The sequence below is a fragment of the Streptomyces sp. Ag109_O5-10 genome (genome assembly GCF_900105755.1).
Classification (GTDB): domain Bacteria; phylum Actinomycetota; class Actinomycetes; order Streptomycetales; family Streptomycetaceae; genus Streptomyces.
Window position 1 is genome coordinate 111,583 of sequence record NZ_FNTQ01000001.1, and the last position, 14,979, is coordinate 126,561.

At 68.4% G+C, this 14,979-nt stretch carries 15 protein-coding genes and 2 pseudogenes; 9 read left to right on the top strand and 8 right to left on the bottom strand.

Going from position 1 to position 14,979, the window contains the following annotated elements; translation table 11 throughout:
* Positions 1 to 41: 41 nt before the first annotated feature.
* Together BLW82_RS00580 and BLW82_RS00585 are read right to left on the bottom strand one after the other, a co-directional pair.
* On the bottom strand, positions 42 to 2,438 hold the full coding sequence (locus tag BLW82_RS00580) for a glycoside hydrolase family 65 protein (protein ID WP_093496949.1): 2,397 nt from the start codon (positions 2,436 to 2,438) through the stop codon (positions 42 to 44).
* A complete protein-coding gene (locus tag BLW82_RS00585; RefSeq protein ID WP_093496950.1) occupies positions 2,435 to 3,178 on the bottom strand; it encodes a beta-phosphoglucomutase family hydrolase in 744 nt (247 codons plus the stop codon). The genes BLW82_RS00580 and BLW82_RS00585 overlap by 4 nt, the downstream gene beginning before the upstream one ends.
* Before the next feature lie 209 nt (positions 3,179 to 3,387).
* Between BLW82_RS00585 and BLW82_RS00590 the strand changes: the two are divergent.
* Positions 3,388 to 3,525: pseudogene (locus tag BLW82_RS00590) on the top strand (IS5/IS1182 family transposase); the annotation flags it as partial.
* Positions 3,526 to 4,253: 728 nt separating this feature from the next.
* Positions 4,254 to 4,457, top strand: coding sequence for a cold-shock protein (locus BLW82_RS00600; protein WP_093496951.1), 204 nt, complete (start codon positions 4,254 to 4,256; stop codon positions 4,455 to 4,457).
* Between the two features lie 253 nt (positions 4,458 to 4,710).
* Here BLW82_RS00600 and BLW82_RS00605 read toward each other — a convergent pair whose 3' ends face one another.
* Complete coding sequence (locus BLW82_RS00605) at positions 4,711 to 4,968, bottom strand: hypothetical protein (protein WP_093496952.1); 258 nt, start codon at positions 4,966 to 4,968, stop codon at positions 4,711 to 4,713.
* A 284-nt stretch (positions 4,969 to 5,252) separates the two neighbouring features.
* On the opposite strand from BLW82_RS00605, the gene BLW82_RS00610 reads away from it, so the two are divergent.
* Positions 5,253 to 5,861 (top strand): hypothetical protein, encoded by a 609-nt coding sequence (locus BLW82_RS00610; protein ID WP_143063622.1) that lies wholly within the window; start codon positions 5,253 to 5,255, stop codon positions 5,859 to 5,861.
* A 331-nt stretch (positions 5,862 to 6,192) separates the two neighbouring features.
* Here BLW82_RS00610 and BLW82_RS00615 read toward each other — a convergent pair.
* Positions 6,193 to 6,772 (bottom strand): annotated as a pseudogene (locus BLW82_RS00615) (IS5 family transposase); the annotation flags it as partial.
* Between the two features lie 166 nt (positions 6,773 to 6,938).
* Here BLW82_RS00615 and BLW82_RS00620 point away from each other — a divergent pair.
* The 4 genes from BLW82_RS00620 (at position 6,939) to BLW82_RS00635 (ending at position 10,468) form a co-directional block, all read left to right on the top strand.
* Positions 6,939 to 7,499, top strand: coding sequence for an NADPH-dependent FMN reductase (locus BLW82_RS00620; protein ID WP_093496954.1), 561 nt, complete (start codon positions 6,939 to 6,941; stop codon positions 7,497 to 7,499).
* 647 nt (positions 7,500 to 8,146) lie between these two features.
* A complete protein-coding gene (locus tag BLW82_RS00625; protein ID WP_093496955.1) occupies positions 8,147 to 9,334 on the top strand; it encodes a CE1758 family FMN-dependent luciferase-like monooxygenase in 1,188 nt (395 codons plus the stop codon).
* 3 nt (positions 9,335 to 9,337) lie between these two features.
* Entirely contained in the window at positions 9,338 to 10,051 is a 714-nt protein-coding gene (locus BLW82_RS00630) for a CE1759 family FMN reductase (RefSeq protein ID WP_093496956.1), read from the top strand.
* Positions 10,052 to 10,102: 51 nt separating this feature from the next.
* Entirely contained in the window at positions 10,103 to 10,468 is a 366-nt protein-coding gene (locus BLW82_RS00635; protein ID WP_256216167.1) for a transposase, read from the top strand.
* 16 nt (positions 10,469 to 10,484) lie between these two features.
* Here BLW82_RS00635 and BLW82_RS00640 read toward each other — a convergent pair whose 3' ends face one another.
* The 4 genes from BLW82_RS00640 to BLW82_RS00655 all read right to left on the bottom strand — a co-directional run bounded on the left by BLW82_RS00640 (position 10,485) and on the right by BLW82_RS00655 (position 12,908).
* The gene (locus tag BLW82_RS00640; protein WP_093496958.1) at positions 10,485 to 10,850 is read right to left on the bottom strand and encodes an SMI1/KNR4 family protein; all 366 of its coding nucleotides are present in this window, start codon (positions 10,848 to 10,850) and stop codon (positions 10,485 to 10,487) included.
* Positions 10,851 to 10,908: 58 nt separating this feature from the next.
* Positions 10,909 to 11,112, bottom strand: coding sequence for a hypothetical protein (locus tag BLW82_RS44960; RefSeq protein WP_256215566.1), 204 nt, complete (start codon positions 11,110 to 11,112; stop codon positions 10,909 to 10,911).
* Between the two features lie 405 nt (positions 11,113 to 11,517).
* Positions 11,518 to 12,486: an alpha/beta hydrolase gene (locus tag BLW82_RS00650; RefSeq protein ID WP_093496959.1), complete on the bottom strand. Its 969-nt coding sequence runs from the start codon at positions 12,484 to 12,486 to the stop codon at positions 11,518 to 11,520.
* 104 nt (positions 12,487 to 12,590) lie between these two features.
* Entirely contained in the window at positions 12,591 to 12,908 is a 318-nt protein-coding gene (locus BLW82_RS00655; protein WP_093496960.1) for a putative quinol monooxygenase, read from the bottom strand.
* 148 nt (positions 12,909 to 13,056) lie between these two features.
* Here BLW82_RS00655 and BLW82_RS00660 point away from each other — a divergent pair, with 148 nt between their 5' ends.
* Positions 13,057 to 13,962 carry an AraC family transcriptional regulator gene (locus BLW82_RS00660; protein WP_093496961.1) on the top strand — a complete coding sequence of 302 codons (906 nt, stop codon included), beginning with the start codon at positions 13,057 to 13,059 and terminating at the stop codon, positions 13,960 to 13,962.
* Positions 13,963 to 14,118: 156 nt separating this feature from the next.
* Positions 14,119 to 14,868: an SDR family oxidoreductase gene (locus tag BLW82_RS00665; RefSeq protein ID WP_093507764.1), complete on the top strand. Its 750-nt coding sequence runs from the start codon at positions 14,119 to 14,121 to the stop codon at positions 14,866 to 14,868.
* The last annotated feature ends 111 nt before the right edge of the window (positions 14,869 to 14,979 follow it).

The following is a 14,979-nucleotide window of genomic DNA, read 5'->3' on the forward strand; positions in this document are numbered from 1 at the left end:
CGAGGTCTGCCTCAGCGTCGCAGTGGTGCGGCTCTTGTGCGCTACTCCGGTGTCGCCGCCAGGTCCTCCTCCTCGATGGGCAGGCCCACCGGGCGGCGGCCCGGGGGCTGTTGCGGCTCGGGCAGCACAGGCGCGGGCGGCATCGGGCGGTCCACCGGCGCGTCGGCAGTCAAGGACATCGGCTCCCCGTGATGCAGCACAACCAGGGGTTCGCCCTCCACCAGGCGATACCGCACCTGGGACGGACTGATGTCCACCTTCAGCCTGCGTCCGCGTACCAACAGGGTGAAAGCCACCTTGGACAGCGCCTCCGGGAGGCGCGGTGCGAACGCCAGCGGGGCCTGCCGCCCATCGTCCCCGCCGTACCGGCGCAAGCCTCCGAGACCGGCGACCAGCGCGATCCACGTACCGGCGAGGGAGGCGATGTGGAGCCCGTCCCGGGTGTTGTGCTCCAGATCCTCCAGGTCCATCAGCGCTGCCTCGCCGAGATAGGCGTAGGCCAGGCGCAGGTGCCCGGTCTCGGCGGCGAGTACCGCCTGGAAGCACGCCGACAGGGAGGAGTCACGGACCGTCAGCGCCTCGTAGTAGGCGAAGTTCCGGGCCTTCTGGTCGTCGGAGAAGGCATCCGGGCACTCCGTCATCGCCAGCACCAGATCGGCCTGCTTCACGACCTGCTTGCGGTACAGGTCGAAGTAGGGGTAGTGCAGCAGAAGCGGGTAGTTCTCCGGCGGGGTCGCCTCGAAGTCCCAGCGCTGGAGACTGGTGAAACCGGCCGACTGCTCGTGCACGCCGAGCGTGTCGTTGTACGGCATCGCCATGCGGGCCGCGGCATCCCGCCACGCGGCAGTCTCCTCGTCGTCGACACCGAGTGTCGCGGCGCGTTCCGGATGACGCACGGCGGCGTCCGCGGCCGAGATCAGGTTCCGTCGCGCCATCAGGTTGGTGTACAGGTTGTCGCGGGTGATCGCGCTGTACTCGTCGGGGCCCGTGACCCCGTCGACGTGGAAGACGCCTTCCGCGTCGTGGTGTCCGAGCGAGCGCCACAGCCGGGCCGTTTCCACGAGGAGTTCGAGGCCCTCACCGCGTTCGAAGTCCTCGTCCCCGGTCACCATCACGTACCGGTCGGCGGCCACCGCGATGGCCGCGTTGATGTGGAAGGCGGCCGTCCCGGCCGGCCAGTAGGCCGAACACTCGGCACCGTCGATGGTGCGCCAGGGAAACGCTGCGCCCGCGAGCCCTAGCTGACGCGCGCGCTCCCGCGCCGTCGGCAACATCCGGTGACGCGCCCGCAGTGCCGATGCGACGGCCTCCGGCGCGGTGAACGTCAGCACCGGCAGCACGTAGGACTCGGTGTCCCAGAAACAGTGACCGTCGTACCCGGTTCCGGTCAGGCCCTTGGCGGGAATCGCCCGGTTCTCGCCCCGGGCCGCCGCCTGGAGCACATGGAAGAGGGCGAACCGCACCGCCTGCTGGATGCGCGCGCTGCCCTCGACCTCGACGTCCGCGCCCGCCCAGAAGCGATCCAGGTACGCCCGCTGTGCCGCCGCCAGACCGTCCCAGCCGGTGCTGACCGCGGCCGCCACCGCCGCGTCCACCTGATCGTGCACGGCCGGCAGCGAACGCTCCCCCGACCAGCCGTAGGCCACGAACTTGACCAGCCGGAGCGGTTGCCCGGGCACCAGGTCCGCGGTCACCGTCAGGCGGCTGACGTCAGCCTCGCACTGCGCCGTCCGGCGGGTGCTCTGCGGCCCTTCAATGACGTGGTCCGCCGCTGCGGCCACCCGCAGCGCGCTGTGTTCGGTGCAGTGCACCAGCCGCAGCCGGGTGTCCTGCGCGAAGTACTCCTCGGTCAGCAGCGGTGACTCGATTGCCGCGGCCACGCGCGGATCGCCCTGGAACCGCGGCAGTTGCGCGTTGGCGACGAGCTCGGACTGCACGGCCACCGTGGTCGGTCCGTCGACCGGCTCCACTTCGTAGACCACCGCGGCCACCGAGCGCTGCGTGAAGGACACGAGCCGCCGCGAAGAGATCCGCACCGTACGACCGCCGGGTGAAGTCCATCGCGCGGTGCGGCTGAGGATGCCCGACTGGAAGTCCAGCACCCGCTCGTGCGCGACCAGTCGGCCGTAGCGCAGATCGAACGGGTGATCGTCGACCAGCAGACGGAAGACCTTGCCGTCGGTGATGTTGATCATCGTTTGGCCGGACTCGGGATATCCGTAGCCCGCTTCGGCGTAGGGCAGCGGATGCCGTTCGTGCACGCCGTTGAGGTATGCGCCGGGCAGTCCGTGGGGCTCTCCCTCCTCGAGGTTGCCGCGCCACCCGACGTGCCCGTTGGAGAGGGCGAAGACCGATTCGCTCTGCGCGAGCACGTCCAGGTTCAGCTCGGTCTCGCGCAGGCACCACGGCTCGACCGTGAAGCTGGGATGGGTGATCACCGTTCCTCCAGGAGCTCCGCCAGGTCACGGACCACCACATCGGCACCATGGGCTCGCAGTTGCTCCGCCTGGCCGACCCGGTCGACACCCACGACCACGCCGAACCGTCCCGCCCGCCCGGCCTCGACGCCGACGAGGGCGTCTTCGAACACCGCGGCCTGCCCAGGATCCGTTTCCACCCCTCGGGCGGCCTCCAGGTAGGTGTCCGGGGCGGGCTTGCCCCGCAGCCGGCGCTCGTGGGCAACCACGCCGTCGATCCGCTCGTCGAACAGGTCCTCGATACCGGCCGCTCGCAGGACATCCCGTGTGTTCGCGCTCGACGACACCACCGCGCAGCGCAGGCCCGCCGCCCGCGCCGCGTGCACGAAGCGGACCGAGCCGTCGTAGGGTGCCACGCCCTCCTCGCGGATGCGCCGCAGGACCAGCTCGTTCTTCCGGTTGCCCAGGCCGTTCACCGTCTCCGCGTCCGGCGGGTCGTCCGGCGATCCCTCGGGCAGGTGCACCCCGCGTGCGGCGAGGAACGTACGAACGCCGTCCTCCCGAGAACGGCCGTCCACATACTCGTCGTAGTCGCCAAGCGCGTCGAAAGGCACGAACCCGGTCCCCTCGCGCGTCGCGCGTTCGCGGAGGTACCCGTCGAACATCTCCTTCCAGGCAGCCGAGTGCACCTTCGCGGTCTGGGTGAGCACCCCGTCGAGATCGAACAGGCAGGCACGGACATGTGCAGGAAGCCCCAGCATGCCGACGAGGCTAGAAGGCATCTGCGGACGGACGCGACAGGTCGCTCTCCGGCGCGCCGGAAGGCACCCGCTCGGTCGAGGCCCTGTGGGCGCCATCCACGCCGTGGCTCTGATGGGCACCAGTGCGCCAGAAGCAGGCACTCGCAGGTGTGCTCGGCGACCAGTCGCAGTTCACCCGGCCAGGCGAGATCGAGCGGGCCATCCACCCCCTGGCCGCGGCACGGGCACCGGTCGAACGCGGCGTCGCAAGCCTGAAGTCCTGGCGCATCTTCCACAGATCCCGATGCAGCCCAAACCGCATGACGTCAATCGCCAAAGCCATCCTCACCCGGGAACGGCAACACTGAAGAAGCTCAGTGTAGGAAACGTGGAACTTCCTGCCGGTCAACGTGGCCACCCGCACCGCGGTCCACATCTGGTCCTCCACCCAGCCATGCGCGGCCAGTCCCCCGTCGAGATAGGCGGCCGGCTTCCCCAGACAGCGCGGGGACAGACGGCATCGCGATCCGCTCGGGCCACGTGAGGCCAGCGCCTGCACGCTGCCTTCCCGCCACAGCTGACGCCACTGATAGCCGACTTCGGGCTCACCCGCAGACGCCGTGCCACCTCCGACGGCTTGACCTCCTGCTCGAACAGCTCAGCCGCCTGCATCCGTACGGACTCCCGGCACTGACGCACCGCAGGAGTCAGCCCACCCCACCCGCACAGCTCGTACACCACGGATACAGCCACGACCCGGCCCTATCAGGCACTCCGACAGAGTTCACCCTGACGAGCCGACGTCAGTAGGGGCGAGTCAAGGTCCGAGGTCGACGGCGCGTGTGCTCCCACCGTCGCCGGCCTCGGGATTTGAGTGGTAACTAACGCAGCCTGTGAGGGCAAGTCCGTGTCCCAGTGGCCGAGTCCCACCAACCGGTGTAGCGTCTTCATCAGCAGTCGTGGTTCCGAAGTCCCGTTCGCCCGTGATCGCAGTCACGGGCGTTTTTGCTGTTCAAGGCCTCTCCGGACCAGGCGATCACCTCCGGACCCCGCACGGTGCGGGGCCCGATACGAGTCCCCTCGAAGGAGACAACACATGGCTACAGGCACTGTGAAGTGGTTCAACTCGGAAAAGGGCTTCGGCTTCATCGAGCAGGACGGCGGCGGCCCCGACGTCTTCGCCCACTACTCGAACATCGCCGCCCAGGGCTTCCGTGAGCTCCAGGAAGGCCAGAAGGTGAACTTCGACATCACGCAGGGCCAGAAGGGCCCGCAGGCGGAGAACATCACTCCCGCCTGACGACACACGAAGAACCCCCGGCCGGTGCGCCCTCCGGCCAGGTAAGTGTCGGCCATTGCCCCGCCCCCAGGCCTGTGCGGTCCGGACGGTGGGGCAATGTGCGTCATATGTCTAAGACCTCTGGGAGCTTCTTCCCGTTCTACCGCCGTCGGCTGTGCTGAGCGCAGCCGACGGCGGGCGGCAGTCAGGTCCCCGATTGCTATCACCGGGCGTGGCCCGGAATGCGGCGTATCGCGCTGGAACCCGGCTGCATTCAGACGACGGGCAACTCGCCAAGCCGACGGCCATCATCGGCTTTGGTCACCAAGATCGCAGTGGCCTCGACGTCGGCCGTGAAGACCGGGCCCGTCCACCAGGCCGGGGCGGGTGCGTGTTCGAGGCGGACGTCCGTCCCGTACCTGCGGGCTGCGTCGAAGAGCGTCTGCAGGGCGGCCATGCTCGGCAGGTCCAGTGCGCCGATCCAAGTTGTCCAGATCTGGGTGTCACCGTCGTATGAGGCGACGGAGCGCAAGGCGGCGCGCTGCTGGCCCCAGCGGGTGTCGTCGGCGTGCGCCGACCGGATCGTGACCTCCAGCAGTCAGCGCTCGCCCAGAGAGGGGGTCGGTAAGGCGGTCATACGGACCGACAATACGGCGCGCCTCTGACAGCGACACCAGTTCGTGCCGCAGTGGGCCGCTGTCGCACGGCGCGCTGCACAGACCCCGGCCGTGGACACCTCCCAAGGTGCCGACGCATCCTGGTGGCAGGAGCGGGCGGTCAGGGGGACATGTGGTCACGGGTGCCGAAGCAGCGAGCGTGGCGAAGGCCGGAGCAAGCATCGCCGATGCGATCAGGAGGGCCACCGTGCCCGCCCCGGGGTGGCCGAACACCCGGGAGGGCCTGATGGAGCTCTTCACCGTGCTGGACGAATGGTGCAGCGTGGCCCAGGAGAGCAACCAAGCTGTCGAGTATGCCCTCGACGCTCGCCTGACGGGCTCCCCATGGTTCTATCGGGGCGGCCCTCCTCAAATGGCTCCAGACCACCGGATGCGCCTGCATCGCGGCTTCATTGAACGGATCACGGGGGACGCCGACCGGGTTCTCCGGCCGATGGTCCCGTGGCTGCGGAGATGGCGCGGATCGCAGCGCCGGGCCGAAGCCCGCCGCACCCTGCGCAGCATGATGATGATCTACTGCCCGGAGATCCTTCACGCGTACGAGACGGCGGTTGCCGAGCGATCGAGGTGGGTGCTCGAACACCGGGGCGAGTTCGTCGAGTCCCTGCGCGATCCTCATGTCTCGGAGGCCGAACTCCAGGTCATGCTGGAGCAGTTGGATCAGTCCTTGAGAGACCTCCTGTCGGTCCGCGAGGACATCGCCCGGCTGATCCGGGACACCTACCCGCTCGGCTCCGGTAGCGGCTGAGGCCACAGGCCGACCAGGCACACGCGGACCAGACGTCGATGGCCATCGCCCTGACCAGAGCCGTGGCCGCCGCCACCGCGTGCGCGCCGTCGCCGTATCAGCCTGCTCGTCGCTTCAAATGGATACACAGCACCGGACTTGGCCGCACAGTCAGTTGCCGATCGCTGCCCCAGGGCAGTACCAGGGCGCCGCGGACCCAGCGGGATCCAGGCCCTAGCGTCGGACGGCAACCAGTCCCCGGCCGGCGAACCGCGTCAGTCCGGGGTCCTCAGCTGGAGTCGCTCTCTTCCGCCATCTTCTCGTCGAGGCCACGCAGTAGCGCGTGCATGTTCAGCGTGTGCTTGACCTGTCGTCCGCGCAGGTGACGCCGGTTGCGGCGGGACGAGTGCGCCTTGTCTCCCCCGACATGGTGGGGCCGGGTGCGTGGCCGTCCGCCATCCCGCCGGGGTACGCGGATCTCTTCCAGCACGGGGATCAGCCGGGGTATATCTCCCCGCTGGCCGGGCGTGATCACGAACCCGAGTGGGCGGCGCCCGCCTTCTCCGGCAAGGTGGATCTTGCTTGTGAGGCCACCTCGCGAGCGTTCCAGTGGTTCATCGGGGCGGTGGCGCGCCGATCTCTTGCGCCGTCCCGGGATCTTCGGGGTGCGGGGTGGAGGCGCCGGCCGCGTGCCGATGAGCGCGGCACGTCGTGGAATCGACGCTGACCGTGCTCCGGTCGATCCGTCCCCCGGCATCGGCGTTGGTCTGGACAACCCGCAGAATTTTCTCCCACGTGCCGTCCGCCGACCACCGTCGACGACGGTCGCGAACCGTCTTCCAGCTACCGAAACACGAAGGCAGGTCCAGCCAGGACAGACCGGTCCGTTGCCGGAACAAGATCCCGTTGATCACGCGACGGTGGCATTGCCACGTCTTCGTCGGCATCCAGGGGACACAGGGTCTGCTCTCGGGGGACATGCCTCACACTCTATCTACTTGACACGTCAATCAGATCCGGCATCTACTTGACACGGCAAGCACCTGCATATGCATCAACTTGACACGACAAGCATCTCCTCCATGCAAAGGGCAGCAAATGACGAAAATTGGCATCATCCTCGGAAGCACGCGGCCTGGGCGTAACGGCGAGGCCGTGGCCCAGTGGGTACTCGAGCACGCCCGGCGCCGAACCGACGCCGAGTACGAGCTCGTCGACCTGGTGGACTACAAGCTGCCGCTGCTGGATGAGCCCTACCCGCCGGCGATGGGCCAGTACAGCCAGCCGCACACTCACCAGTGGGCCGCGAAGATCGCCTCTCTCGACGGCTTCGTGATCGTCACACCTGAGTACAACCACTCGGTGCCCGGCGCGCTGAAGAACGCCATCGACTTCCTGGCGGCCGAATGGGCCAACAAGTCCGTCGGCTTCGTCAGCTACGGCTCCACCGGCGGCACCCGAGCGGTGGAACACCTGCGCCTGATCGCCGGCGAGCTGCAGATGGCCGACGTGCGCTCCCAGGTGGCACTCTCCCTCTTCACCGACTTCGAGAACTTCACCGTCTTCAAGCCCGCCGACGCTCAGGCCGATACCCTCACGGCCACACTCGATCAGATCGTCTCCTGGACCAACGCACTCGCACCACTGCGCGCCAGCTGACCCCGGCGCCCCAGCCGGATCCGGGGGGGGCGAACCTGCGGCACCTGCTCACGGACTACGGAGATCTCCGTGGCGACATCGCCACCATTACATGGAGTGATCGTAGCGCGATTGAGAGTCACACGGTCGGGAGCGCCGTCGCCTGACGAATGAAAGGCGGCCGGTGGGCCAACTCCGCACGTAGGCCGGGCCGCCCGGTCCCGGGCGGCCCGGCCTGTGGCAGCTCACAGCCTGGCGCCGGGCCGACGGCCTGGTTCGCATGTGCAGCGATCCGTGACGCGCGGTGCGCTCTCGAACCGGGGTGCGGAAGCGATGCTCAGCCGCCTGGCGAGCAAGGAGCCGTTCAAGCCGCACCGCTCCGACCATTCGCCGCGCTGTGCAGCCGGCCACCCGGGCGGGACACGGCGATCATGCCAGCAGGCGCGTGTCGAGCGTGGCTTCCCGACCACCACCCGAGAGTGTCCGACCTCAAGCGCGCCTCGGACCCGGTGCCGCACTCGCTCCTCAGGGAGAACATCCGGCTCTTTGACACTGAGGTCGTCCCGGTGCACGGGAGACCCTCGGCCTGGGATCCCTCACATGCGGAGTGCGTTCGCGGGCGCGGGTTCTTGAACCACCGACCACACCGTCCAGAAAGGCGGATCATCATGGAATTCGGGATCTTCGGAGTCGGCGACGTCACCCGCGACCCCGTCACCGGCCACACTCCCAGCGAGGGGGAGCGCATCGACTCGGTCGTGCGCACGGCCAAGCGGGCGGACGAGGTCGGTCTGGACGTCTTCGCCATCGGAGAGCATCACAACCCGCCGTTCATCCCCTCCTCGCCGACCCTGCTGCTGGGGCACATCGCGGCCATGACCGAGCGGATCACGCTCAGCACGTCGGTCACCCTCATCACCACCAACGACCCGGTGCGCATCGCTGAGGAGTACGCGATGCTCCAGCACCTCGCCAAGGGCCGGGTCGACCTGGTGATCGGGCGCGGCAACACCGTCCCGGTCTACCCGTGGTTCGGCCAGGACATCCGCTACGGCCTGGAGCTCGCGCTGGAGAACTACAACCTGCTGCACCGGCTCTGGCGGGAAGACGTGGTCGACTGGGAGGGTAACTTCCGTTCCCCGCTGCAGGGGTTCACCTCGACCCCACGACCGCTCGACGACGTCCCGCCGTTCGTGTGGCACGGCTCGATCCGCACCCCCGAGATCGCTGAGCAGGCGGCCCACTACGGCAACGGCTTCTTCGCCAACAACATCCTGGCCCCCTATGGGCACTTCGAACGACTCGTCGCCTTCTACCGGCAGCGCTACGCCCACTACGGGCACGGGAGTCCCGAACAGGCGATCGTCGGGCTGGGCGGACAGGTTCACATCGCCAAGAAGTCGCAGGACGCCGTGAAAGCGTTCCGCCCCTACTTCAACGGCTTCCCCATGTTCCGCGGCCAGTCGCTCGAGGAGTACATGAAGACCACCCCGCTCTCGGTCGGCAGTCCGCAGCAGGTCATCGACAAGACCATGGACTTTCGGGAGCGCTTCGGCGACTACCAGCGCCAGCTGTGGAACGTCGACGGTATGGGCCTTCCCGTCGAAGCCGCCCTCGAGCAGATCGAGCTCCTTGGCACCGAGGTCGTCCCCGTGCTCCGCAAGGAGATGGCCGCGCTCCGCGCGCCTGGCGTCCCTGAAACGCCCACGCACGCGAGCCGGGTCAAGGCGAAGTACGGGGACGCGCAGCCGCGCCAGCCACGCCCGAACCCCAACCGCGGCGACAACGTCACCGGCACCTCGCCTTACGAGGACAGTGACCCCGCCGTGGCTGCCCACCTCCCGCTGGTCGACTGAGCCATGACCGACACGCACAGCCAGCTGTCCCTCGTGGTGGTCAGCGCGGGGATCAGCGCCCCCTCGTCGACCCGGCTGCTCGCCGACCGGATCGCGCAGAAGACGGTCGACTCGCTTCAGGATCAGGGCCGGATCGTCGCGACCAAGGTCATCGAACTCGGCCCGATCGCCCTCGACATCGCGCAGGCGCTCGTTTCCGGGCATCCCAGTGACGGTCTTCAGCCGAAGATCAAGGAACTCGCTGCCGCAGACGGCGTGATAGCCGCCACCCCGGTGTACACCGCCGGCGTGAGCGGACTGTTCAAGTCGTTCTGTGACGTCCTCGACACCGATCTGATCGTGGCCACGCCGACCTTGCTGTCCGGGACGGGTGGCAGCTCCCGGCACGCACTGGTCATCGAGGACCAGCTCCGTCCGACGTTCTCGTACCTGCGTGCGCTCACGGTTCCCACCTCGGTCTACGCCGCGCCAGAGGACTGGAGCGCGCCGGCGCTGGGCGAGCGCATCGGCCGCGCGGCAACGGAGCTCGCCGCTCTGATGGCCAGCGGTGTCGCCAAGCGAATCGCCGACCAGGCATGGGCCGGCTACCAACACCGCTTCGCCGGGAACGCTACGCGCGCGGAGCAGACAGCCGCCGACATCGACTTCGACTCACCGCTCATGAGACTCGCCGCCGGCGGCGACCCGATCCGGAAGGACCGCACTTCCGGCACGTGATCCCGCGGACGGGAGGCGCGGAGCCGGTGAACGGACTGTCTCGGACTGCTGCTGCATGTGATGGTGACCGCCGCCTCGGTCACCGACCGGGAGGCGGGACAGACACTGCTGGCCCGGCTGCACGAGCGGAACTGGCGTGTCACGCGGGTGTGGGCCGACGGAGGCTACACCGGACGCTTGGTCGACTTCGCCCGCGACGTCCTGAGCGTCGCGCTGACCGTGGTCAGACGCAGCGACGACACCAGCGGGTTCGCCGTGCTGCCGAAGAGGTGGCTGGTGGAGCGCACGTTCGCGTGGCCGATGCACTCACGCCGGCTGGTCCGCGACTACGAAAGGCGCACCGACACCTCGGAGGCGGTGATCCAATGGTCGATGACCATGGTCATGAGCCGCCGACTCGCCCGGCGACCGGGCTGATTCCACCGCGTTCAATTCAGGACAGGGGTTCGTAGAACGGACGGTCAGGCGCGAAGTCGCGAGAACACACCGTCACGTCCTCGCCCCTGAGATAAGCCAGCAACCAGTCGCTGAATGTCATCTCATGGAGAGTCCAGGCCGGACTGTCAAGCTCCTGAACCCCCCTGATGGTCTCTCTCAAGCTGTGCAGAAGATGGCCGGCGGGGTGCTCCAGGTACAACTGACCGTTTATCTGGATCGAACCGTAGGCGTTCACGATCTCACGGAAGTCCGCAGGGAATTCGACACCGAACTCCCGCTCTACTTCGACCCATGGCTCCGCATCCGACCAGTTAAATCGGGGTTCGCCCAACAGGGAGCCGATCTCTGAAAGCGTTGCCACCGCTGGGCCTCTTCCACCAGGTTTCGGACGTCCTGCCCGGTACACCCGCCCCAGCAGCCTACGGGGCGCTGACTCGCCTGGCGACCGCGCTGAACATCCCCGGACGTGCCTCGGCCAGCCAGCCCCGCGCAACCAGGCGCTTCGCCTTCGACCGCACCCCCTCGACCTTTACCAGAACCGCCTCCAGGCCGCGGGGCGCGACGAGTTGCCGACAGCCCATCGCCTCCCCGCCCCGCTCGCTCCCGCCGGCAAAGACATCCACGAGTCGGCGGTAGTCCTGCGCCAGCACACCGGCATCGAGTCCGTCCCTCCACACCGGCACCACTGAACCAGGCACAGCCGCGGCGGTCCGCGGCGGCCGCTCGCCTGCCGCCACGACCGGCGGCACCTCATCGCCTCCGCGAGACTCGCTCCCACGCGGCCTCCGCCTCCCGAAGCTCGGCCTGAAGAGCTTCCACCCGCTGCCGAGCCGCACGCTCGTGCTCCTCCGACAGCCCCATCACGGACGACATCCCAACACCTCCACCGCAGAGACGACACGACACCCGCCTCTACCGCCGAAGCCCCGGCCCTATGCCTCACCAGCGGGAACGCGCCCGCGACTCTCGGAAAGACAACGGTTTCTTGGCCAAGGTTGAAGCGTACGACCGAGACCCGTCGACTTCACCTAAGCGGCGGGGTTCGTGGGCAGGAGCCGGGCGAGCCAGTCGGTGCGGGTTCTGCGGGCTGTGGCCGAGATGTGTGCCTGCGGGTACAGGGCGTCGAATCCGTGGAAGCCGCCTGCCCAGACGTGGAGTTCGGCCTGGCCGCCGGCCGCCCAGATGCGGGTGGCGTAGTCGGTGTCCTCGTCGCGGAAGACTTCGGCGGAGCCGGTGTCGATGTAGGTGGTCGGCAGGCCCGCGAGGTCGTCGGCCAGGGCGGGTGAGACGTATGCGGGTACCTCGTCGTCGGTGAGGTCGCCGAGGAGGCAGCGCCATCCGAATCCGTTCATCTCGCGGGTCCAGACGCCGGGCCCGTTCGAGTACTGGAGGCTGGAGGCGGAGGTGTTGCGGTGGTCGAGCATGGGGCCGATCAGGACTTGGGCGGCGATCGTCGGGGTGCCGAGGTCGCGGGCCAGCAGGGTGACGCCGGCGGCGAGGCCGCCGCCCGCGCTCGCGCCTGCGACGATGATCCGGGCGGGGTCGATGCCGAGTTCGGCTGCGTGGTCGGCGATCCAGAGCAGTCCCTGGTAGCAGTCGTCGACCGGGATGGTGCCGGTGGACTCGGGCGCGAGCCGGTAGTCGACGGAGACCACGACGGCGCCGAACTCGTCGAGCCACTCCAGCGGGATGTCGATCTGTGAGAAGCGGTCGCCCATGACCATCCCACCGCCGTGCATCCAGTAGACGCAGGGTGCGGCAGCGGTGCGATCGCTGTTCGCGGGGCTGAAGACGGACAAGGGGATCGGGGTGCCGTCCGGACTCGCAACGGTGACCTCGCGCCGGGCGATGGCGCGACCTTCGAGGAGGGGTTCGACGGGCATCGAGGAGAAGGGGCGTACCTGCGCCAACACTTCCGCGCTGAGCTGGGACATCAGCGGCATGTCGGCCAGGAGTTCCTGCAGTTCGGGGTCGAGGGAGGGGCGTGCTGTGGTCATGGTCGTAGCCTCTCGTGGGTGGTGGCGGGACGGTCGGGCCAGGACGGGGGCCGCCCCGGTGGGCACCGAGGCGGTAGAGACAGGGGTGTGGGGTGTTCGGCGAGTCACAGGGCGGATTTGCCGCGGACCGGAACGTAGTCGGTGTACTCGGAGTCCTTGGCGAGCAGCGGGTCGATCTGCGCCACGATGGCCTGAGCGGTCTTGCCGGCGAAGACGCGGTGGTGGTCCTCCGCGCTGGTCCAGCCTTCGGCGACGTGGACGACGTCGGGGTCGGACGCGGAGCGGGAGACGAGGTAGACGAGGCAGTATTCGCTCGCGCCGGGGCTGCCCTCGTTCAGTCCGGTCAGCAGCAGGTCGACGAGCTGGTCGCCCATACCGGGCCTGGCAGTCAGGGTGGCGCTGAAGCCGTAGTTGGCAATCATGGATTCCTTCTCTCCTCTTCGGTGATGGAGTGCGGTGATTCCATTCAAGCGCGTTGACCTGGGTAAACGTTAGACCGATACTCGTTCGCACTTGCACGATCCTCGCAACCTTGAGAAAAACGGCGCGGAATGGTGCTGCAATGGACGCATGTACCTCGAAGAACTCCGCACCCTGCTGGCCCGCCATGCGCGGCCCGACTGGACCACCACCATCGACGGCGTCCTCATCTCGAAGGTCGACCGCCCTGATCCGCCGGCGCCTTCGATGTCCGGCACGCTCCTGGCGGTCATCGCGCAGGGCGCCAAACGCCTCGCCCTGGGTGAGAAGGTGTTCGAGTACGGGCCCGGGCAGTACCTGGTCGCATCCGTCGATCTGCCCGTCACAGGGCAGTTCACCCAGGCCGACCCCGAGCAGCCGGCGCTGGGGTTCGGTCTCGTCCTGGAACCGTCCGCCGTTGCCGAGCTGCTACTCGAGGCCGGGCCCGGAGACGCCCCCCGGAGCAGCGGGGGCGCGCCGTCGGGGATCGCCGTCAGTGACGCACCGGCCGCGCTGCTGGACGCGGTGGTCCGGCTGTTGCGCCTCCTCGACGAGCCCCGCGACCGGGCCGTACTGGCCCCGCTGGTCAAGCGCGAGATCCTGTGGCGTCTGATCACCGGCGAACAGGGTGCGACGGTTCGCCAGCTCGGCCTGGCCGACAGCAGCCTCAGCCACATCTCGCGGGCCGTGCGCTGGATCCGCGAGCACTACGCGCAGCCCTTCCGGGTCGAGGACGTGGCGCGGCAGTCCGGCATGGGCGTCTCCGCCTTCTACCGCAACTTCCAAGCGGTGACCGCGATGAGCCCCATCCAGTTCCAGAAGCAGATCCGGCTCCAGGAGGCCCGGCTGCTGCTCGCCACCCACCCCGGAGACGTCACCGGAGTCGGCCACCGCGTCGGCTACGACAACCCGTCGCAGTTCAGCCGGGAGTACCGCCGCCAGTTCGGCGCGCCCCCCAGCCAGGACGCCGCCCGCCTGCGTCAGGCCGTGCGTGCACCGGCGGGTCTCCTGCCCTGAGCCGGGTGGGCTTCAGTGGAGGATCGTGCAAGGAGTAGCGAGGATAGTTCTATCATCTCCGCAGGTCAGAACGATTCAATGGGATCACCGGTTCTCCCGTGGAGCAGGAAAATGCCTGTCCACCCGGACGGATCCCACATCGCAAAGGGGCACAACGTGAAGACGGTTCTGATCACTGGCACCTCGTCCGGGTACGGGCGGGAGACCGCCCTCTACTTCCACTCGCAGGGGTGGAACGTCATCGCCACGATGCGGACGCCGCGTCCAGGCGTCCTTCCTGAGGCGGACCGGCTCCGCGTCATCGAGCTCGACGTGACCAGGCCCGAGAGCATCACCGCCGCGTTCGAGACAGCCGGGCCCGTCGACGTCCTGGTCAACAACGCGGGCGTCCCATCGATCAGCGTGTTCGAGGGCACCCCCATGGCCCGAGTGCGGGAGGTCTTCGAGACCAACACGTTCGGCGTGATGGCGACGACGCAGGCGGTGCTGCCCCAGTTCCGCGAGCGCGGCTCCGGCGTGGTGGTCAACGTGACATCCAGCGTGGTGCTGGGCCATATGCCGCTCTCGGCCGTCTACAAGGCGAGCAAGATGGCCATCGAGGGGTTCACCGCATCCCTCGCGCTCGAGCTCGCGCCCTTCGGTGTACGGGCGAAGACGGTCCAGCCGGGCGCCTGTCTGACGACGAACTTCGCGGCCAACGCGACGAAGGGCGCCTCGCTGGACGAGCTGGTGCCGGCGCCCTACGCACCATGGGCGAAGAAGGCCATGGGCGACTTCACGGGCCAGGACCTGTTCACCAAGGAGCGCGACGTCGCCGAGACAGTGTGGCGAGCCGTGCACGACACGACCGGCCAGCTGCGATTCCCCGCCGGGCTCGACGCGGTCTCACTCTCCCAGGCGAAGTGATCAGCCAGCAGGCACGGTCATGCCGCACTGATACCAGGAGCCGGCCCCGCGCCCACGCACCGGGTCGGCTCGCTGTCGGGCGCTCACCCCGATGAACGGGAACCTGACCAA

Excerpts from the sequence above, each read along its gene's own strand:
- BLW82_RS00585 (WP_093496950.1), bottom strand. The coding sequence starts at position 3,178 with ATGCTGGGGCTTCCTGCACATGTCCGTGCCTGCCTGTTCGATCTCGAC.
- BLW82_RS00600 (WP_093496951.1), top strand. The coding sequence starts at position 4,254 with ATGGCTACAGGCACTGTGAAGTGGTTCAACTCGGAAAAGGGCTTCGGC.
- BLW82_RS00620 (WP_093496954.1), top strand. The coding sequence starts at position 6,939 with ATGACGAAAATTGGCATCATCCTCGGAAGCACGCGGCCTGGGCGTAAC.
- BLW82_RS00625 (WP_093496955.1), top strand. The coding sequence starts at position 8,147 with ATGGAATTCGGGATCTTCGGAGTCGGCGACGTCACCCGCGACCCCGTC.
- BLW82_RS00630 (WP_093496956.1), top strand. The coding sequence starts at position 9,338 with ATGACCGACACGCACAGCCAGCTGTCCCTCGTGGTGGTCAGCGCGGGG.
- BLW82_RS00650 (WP_093496959.1), bottom strand. The coding sequence starts at position 12,486 with ATGACCACAGCACGCCCCTCCCTCGACCCCGAACTGCAGGAACTCCTG.
- BLW82_RS00655 (WP_093496960.1), bottom strand. The coding sequence starts at position 12,908 with ATGATTGCCAACTACGGCTTCAGCGCCACCCTGACTGCCAGGCCCGGT.
- BLW82_RS00660 (WP_093496961.1), top strand. The coding sequence starts at position 13,057 with ATGTACCTCGAAGAACTCCGCACCCTGCTGGCCCGCCATGCGCGGCCC.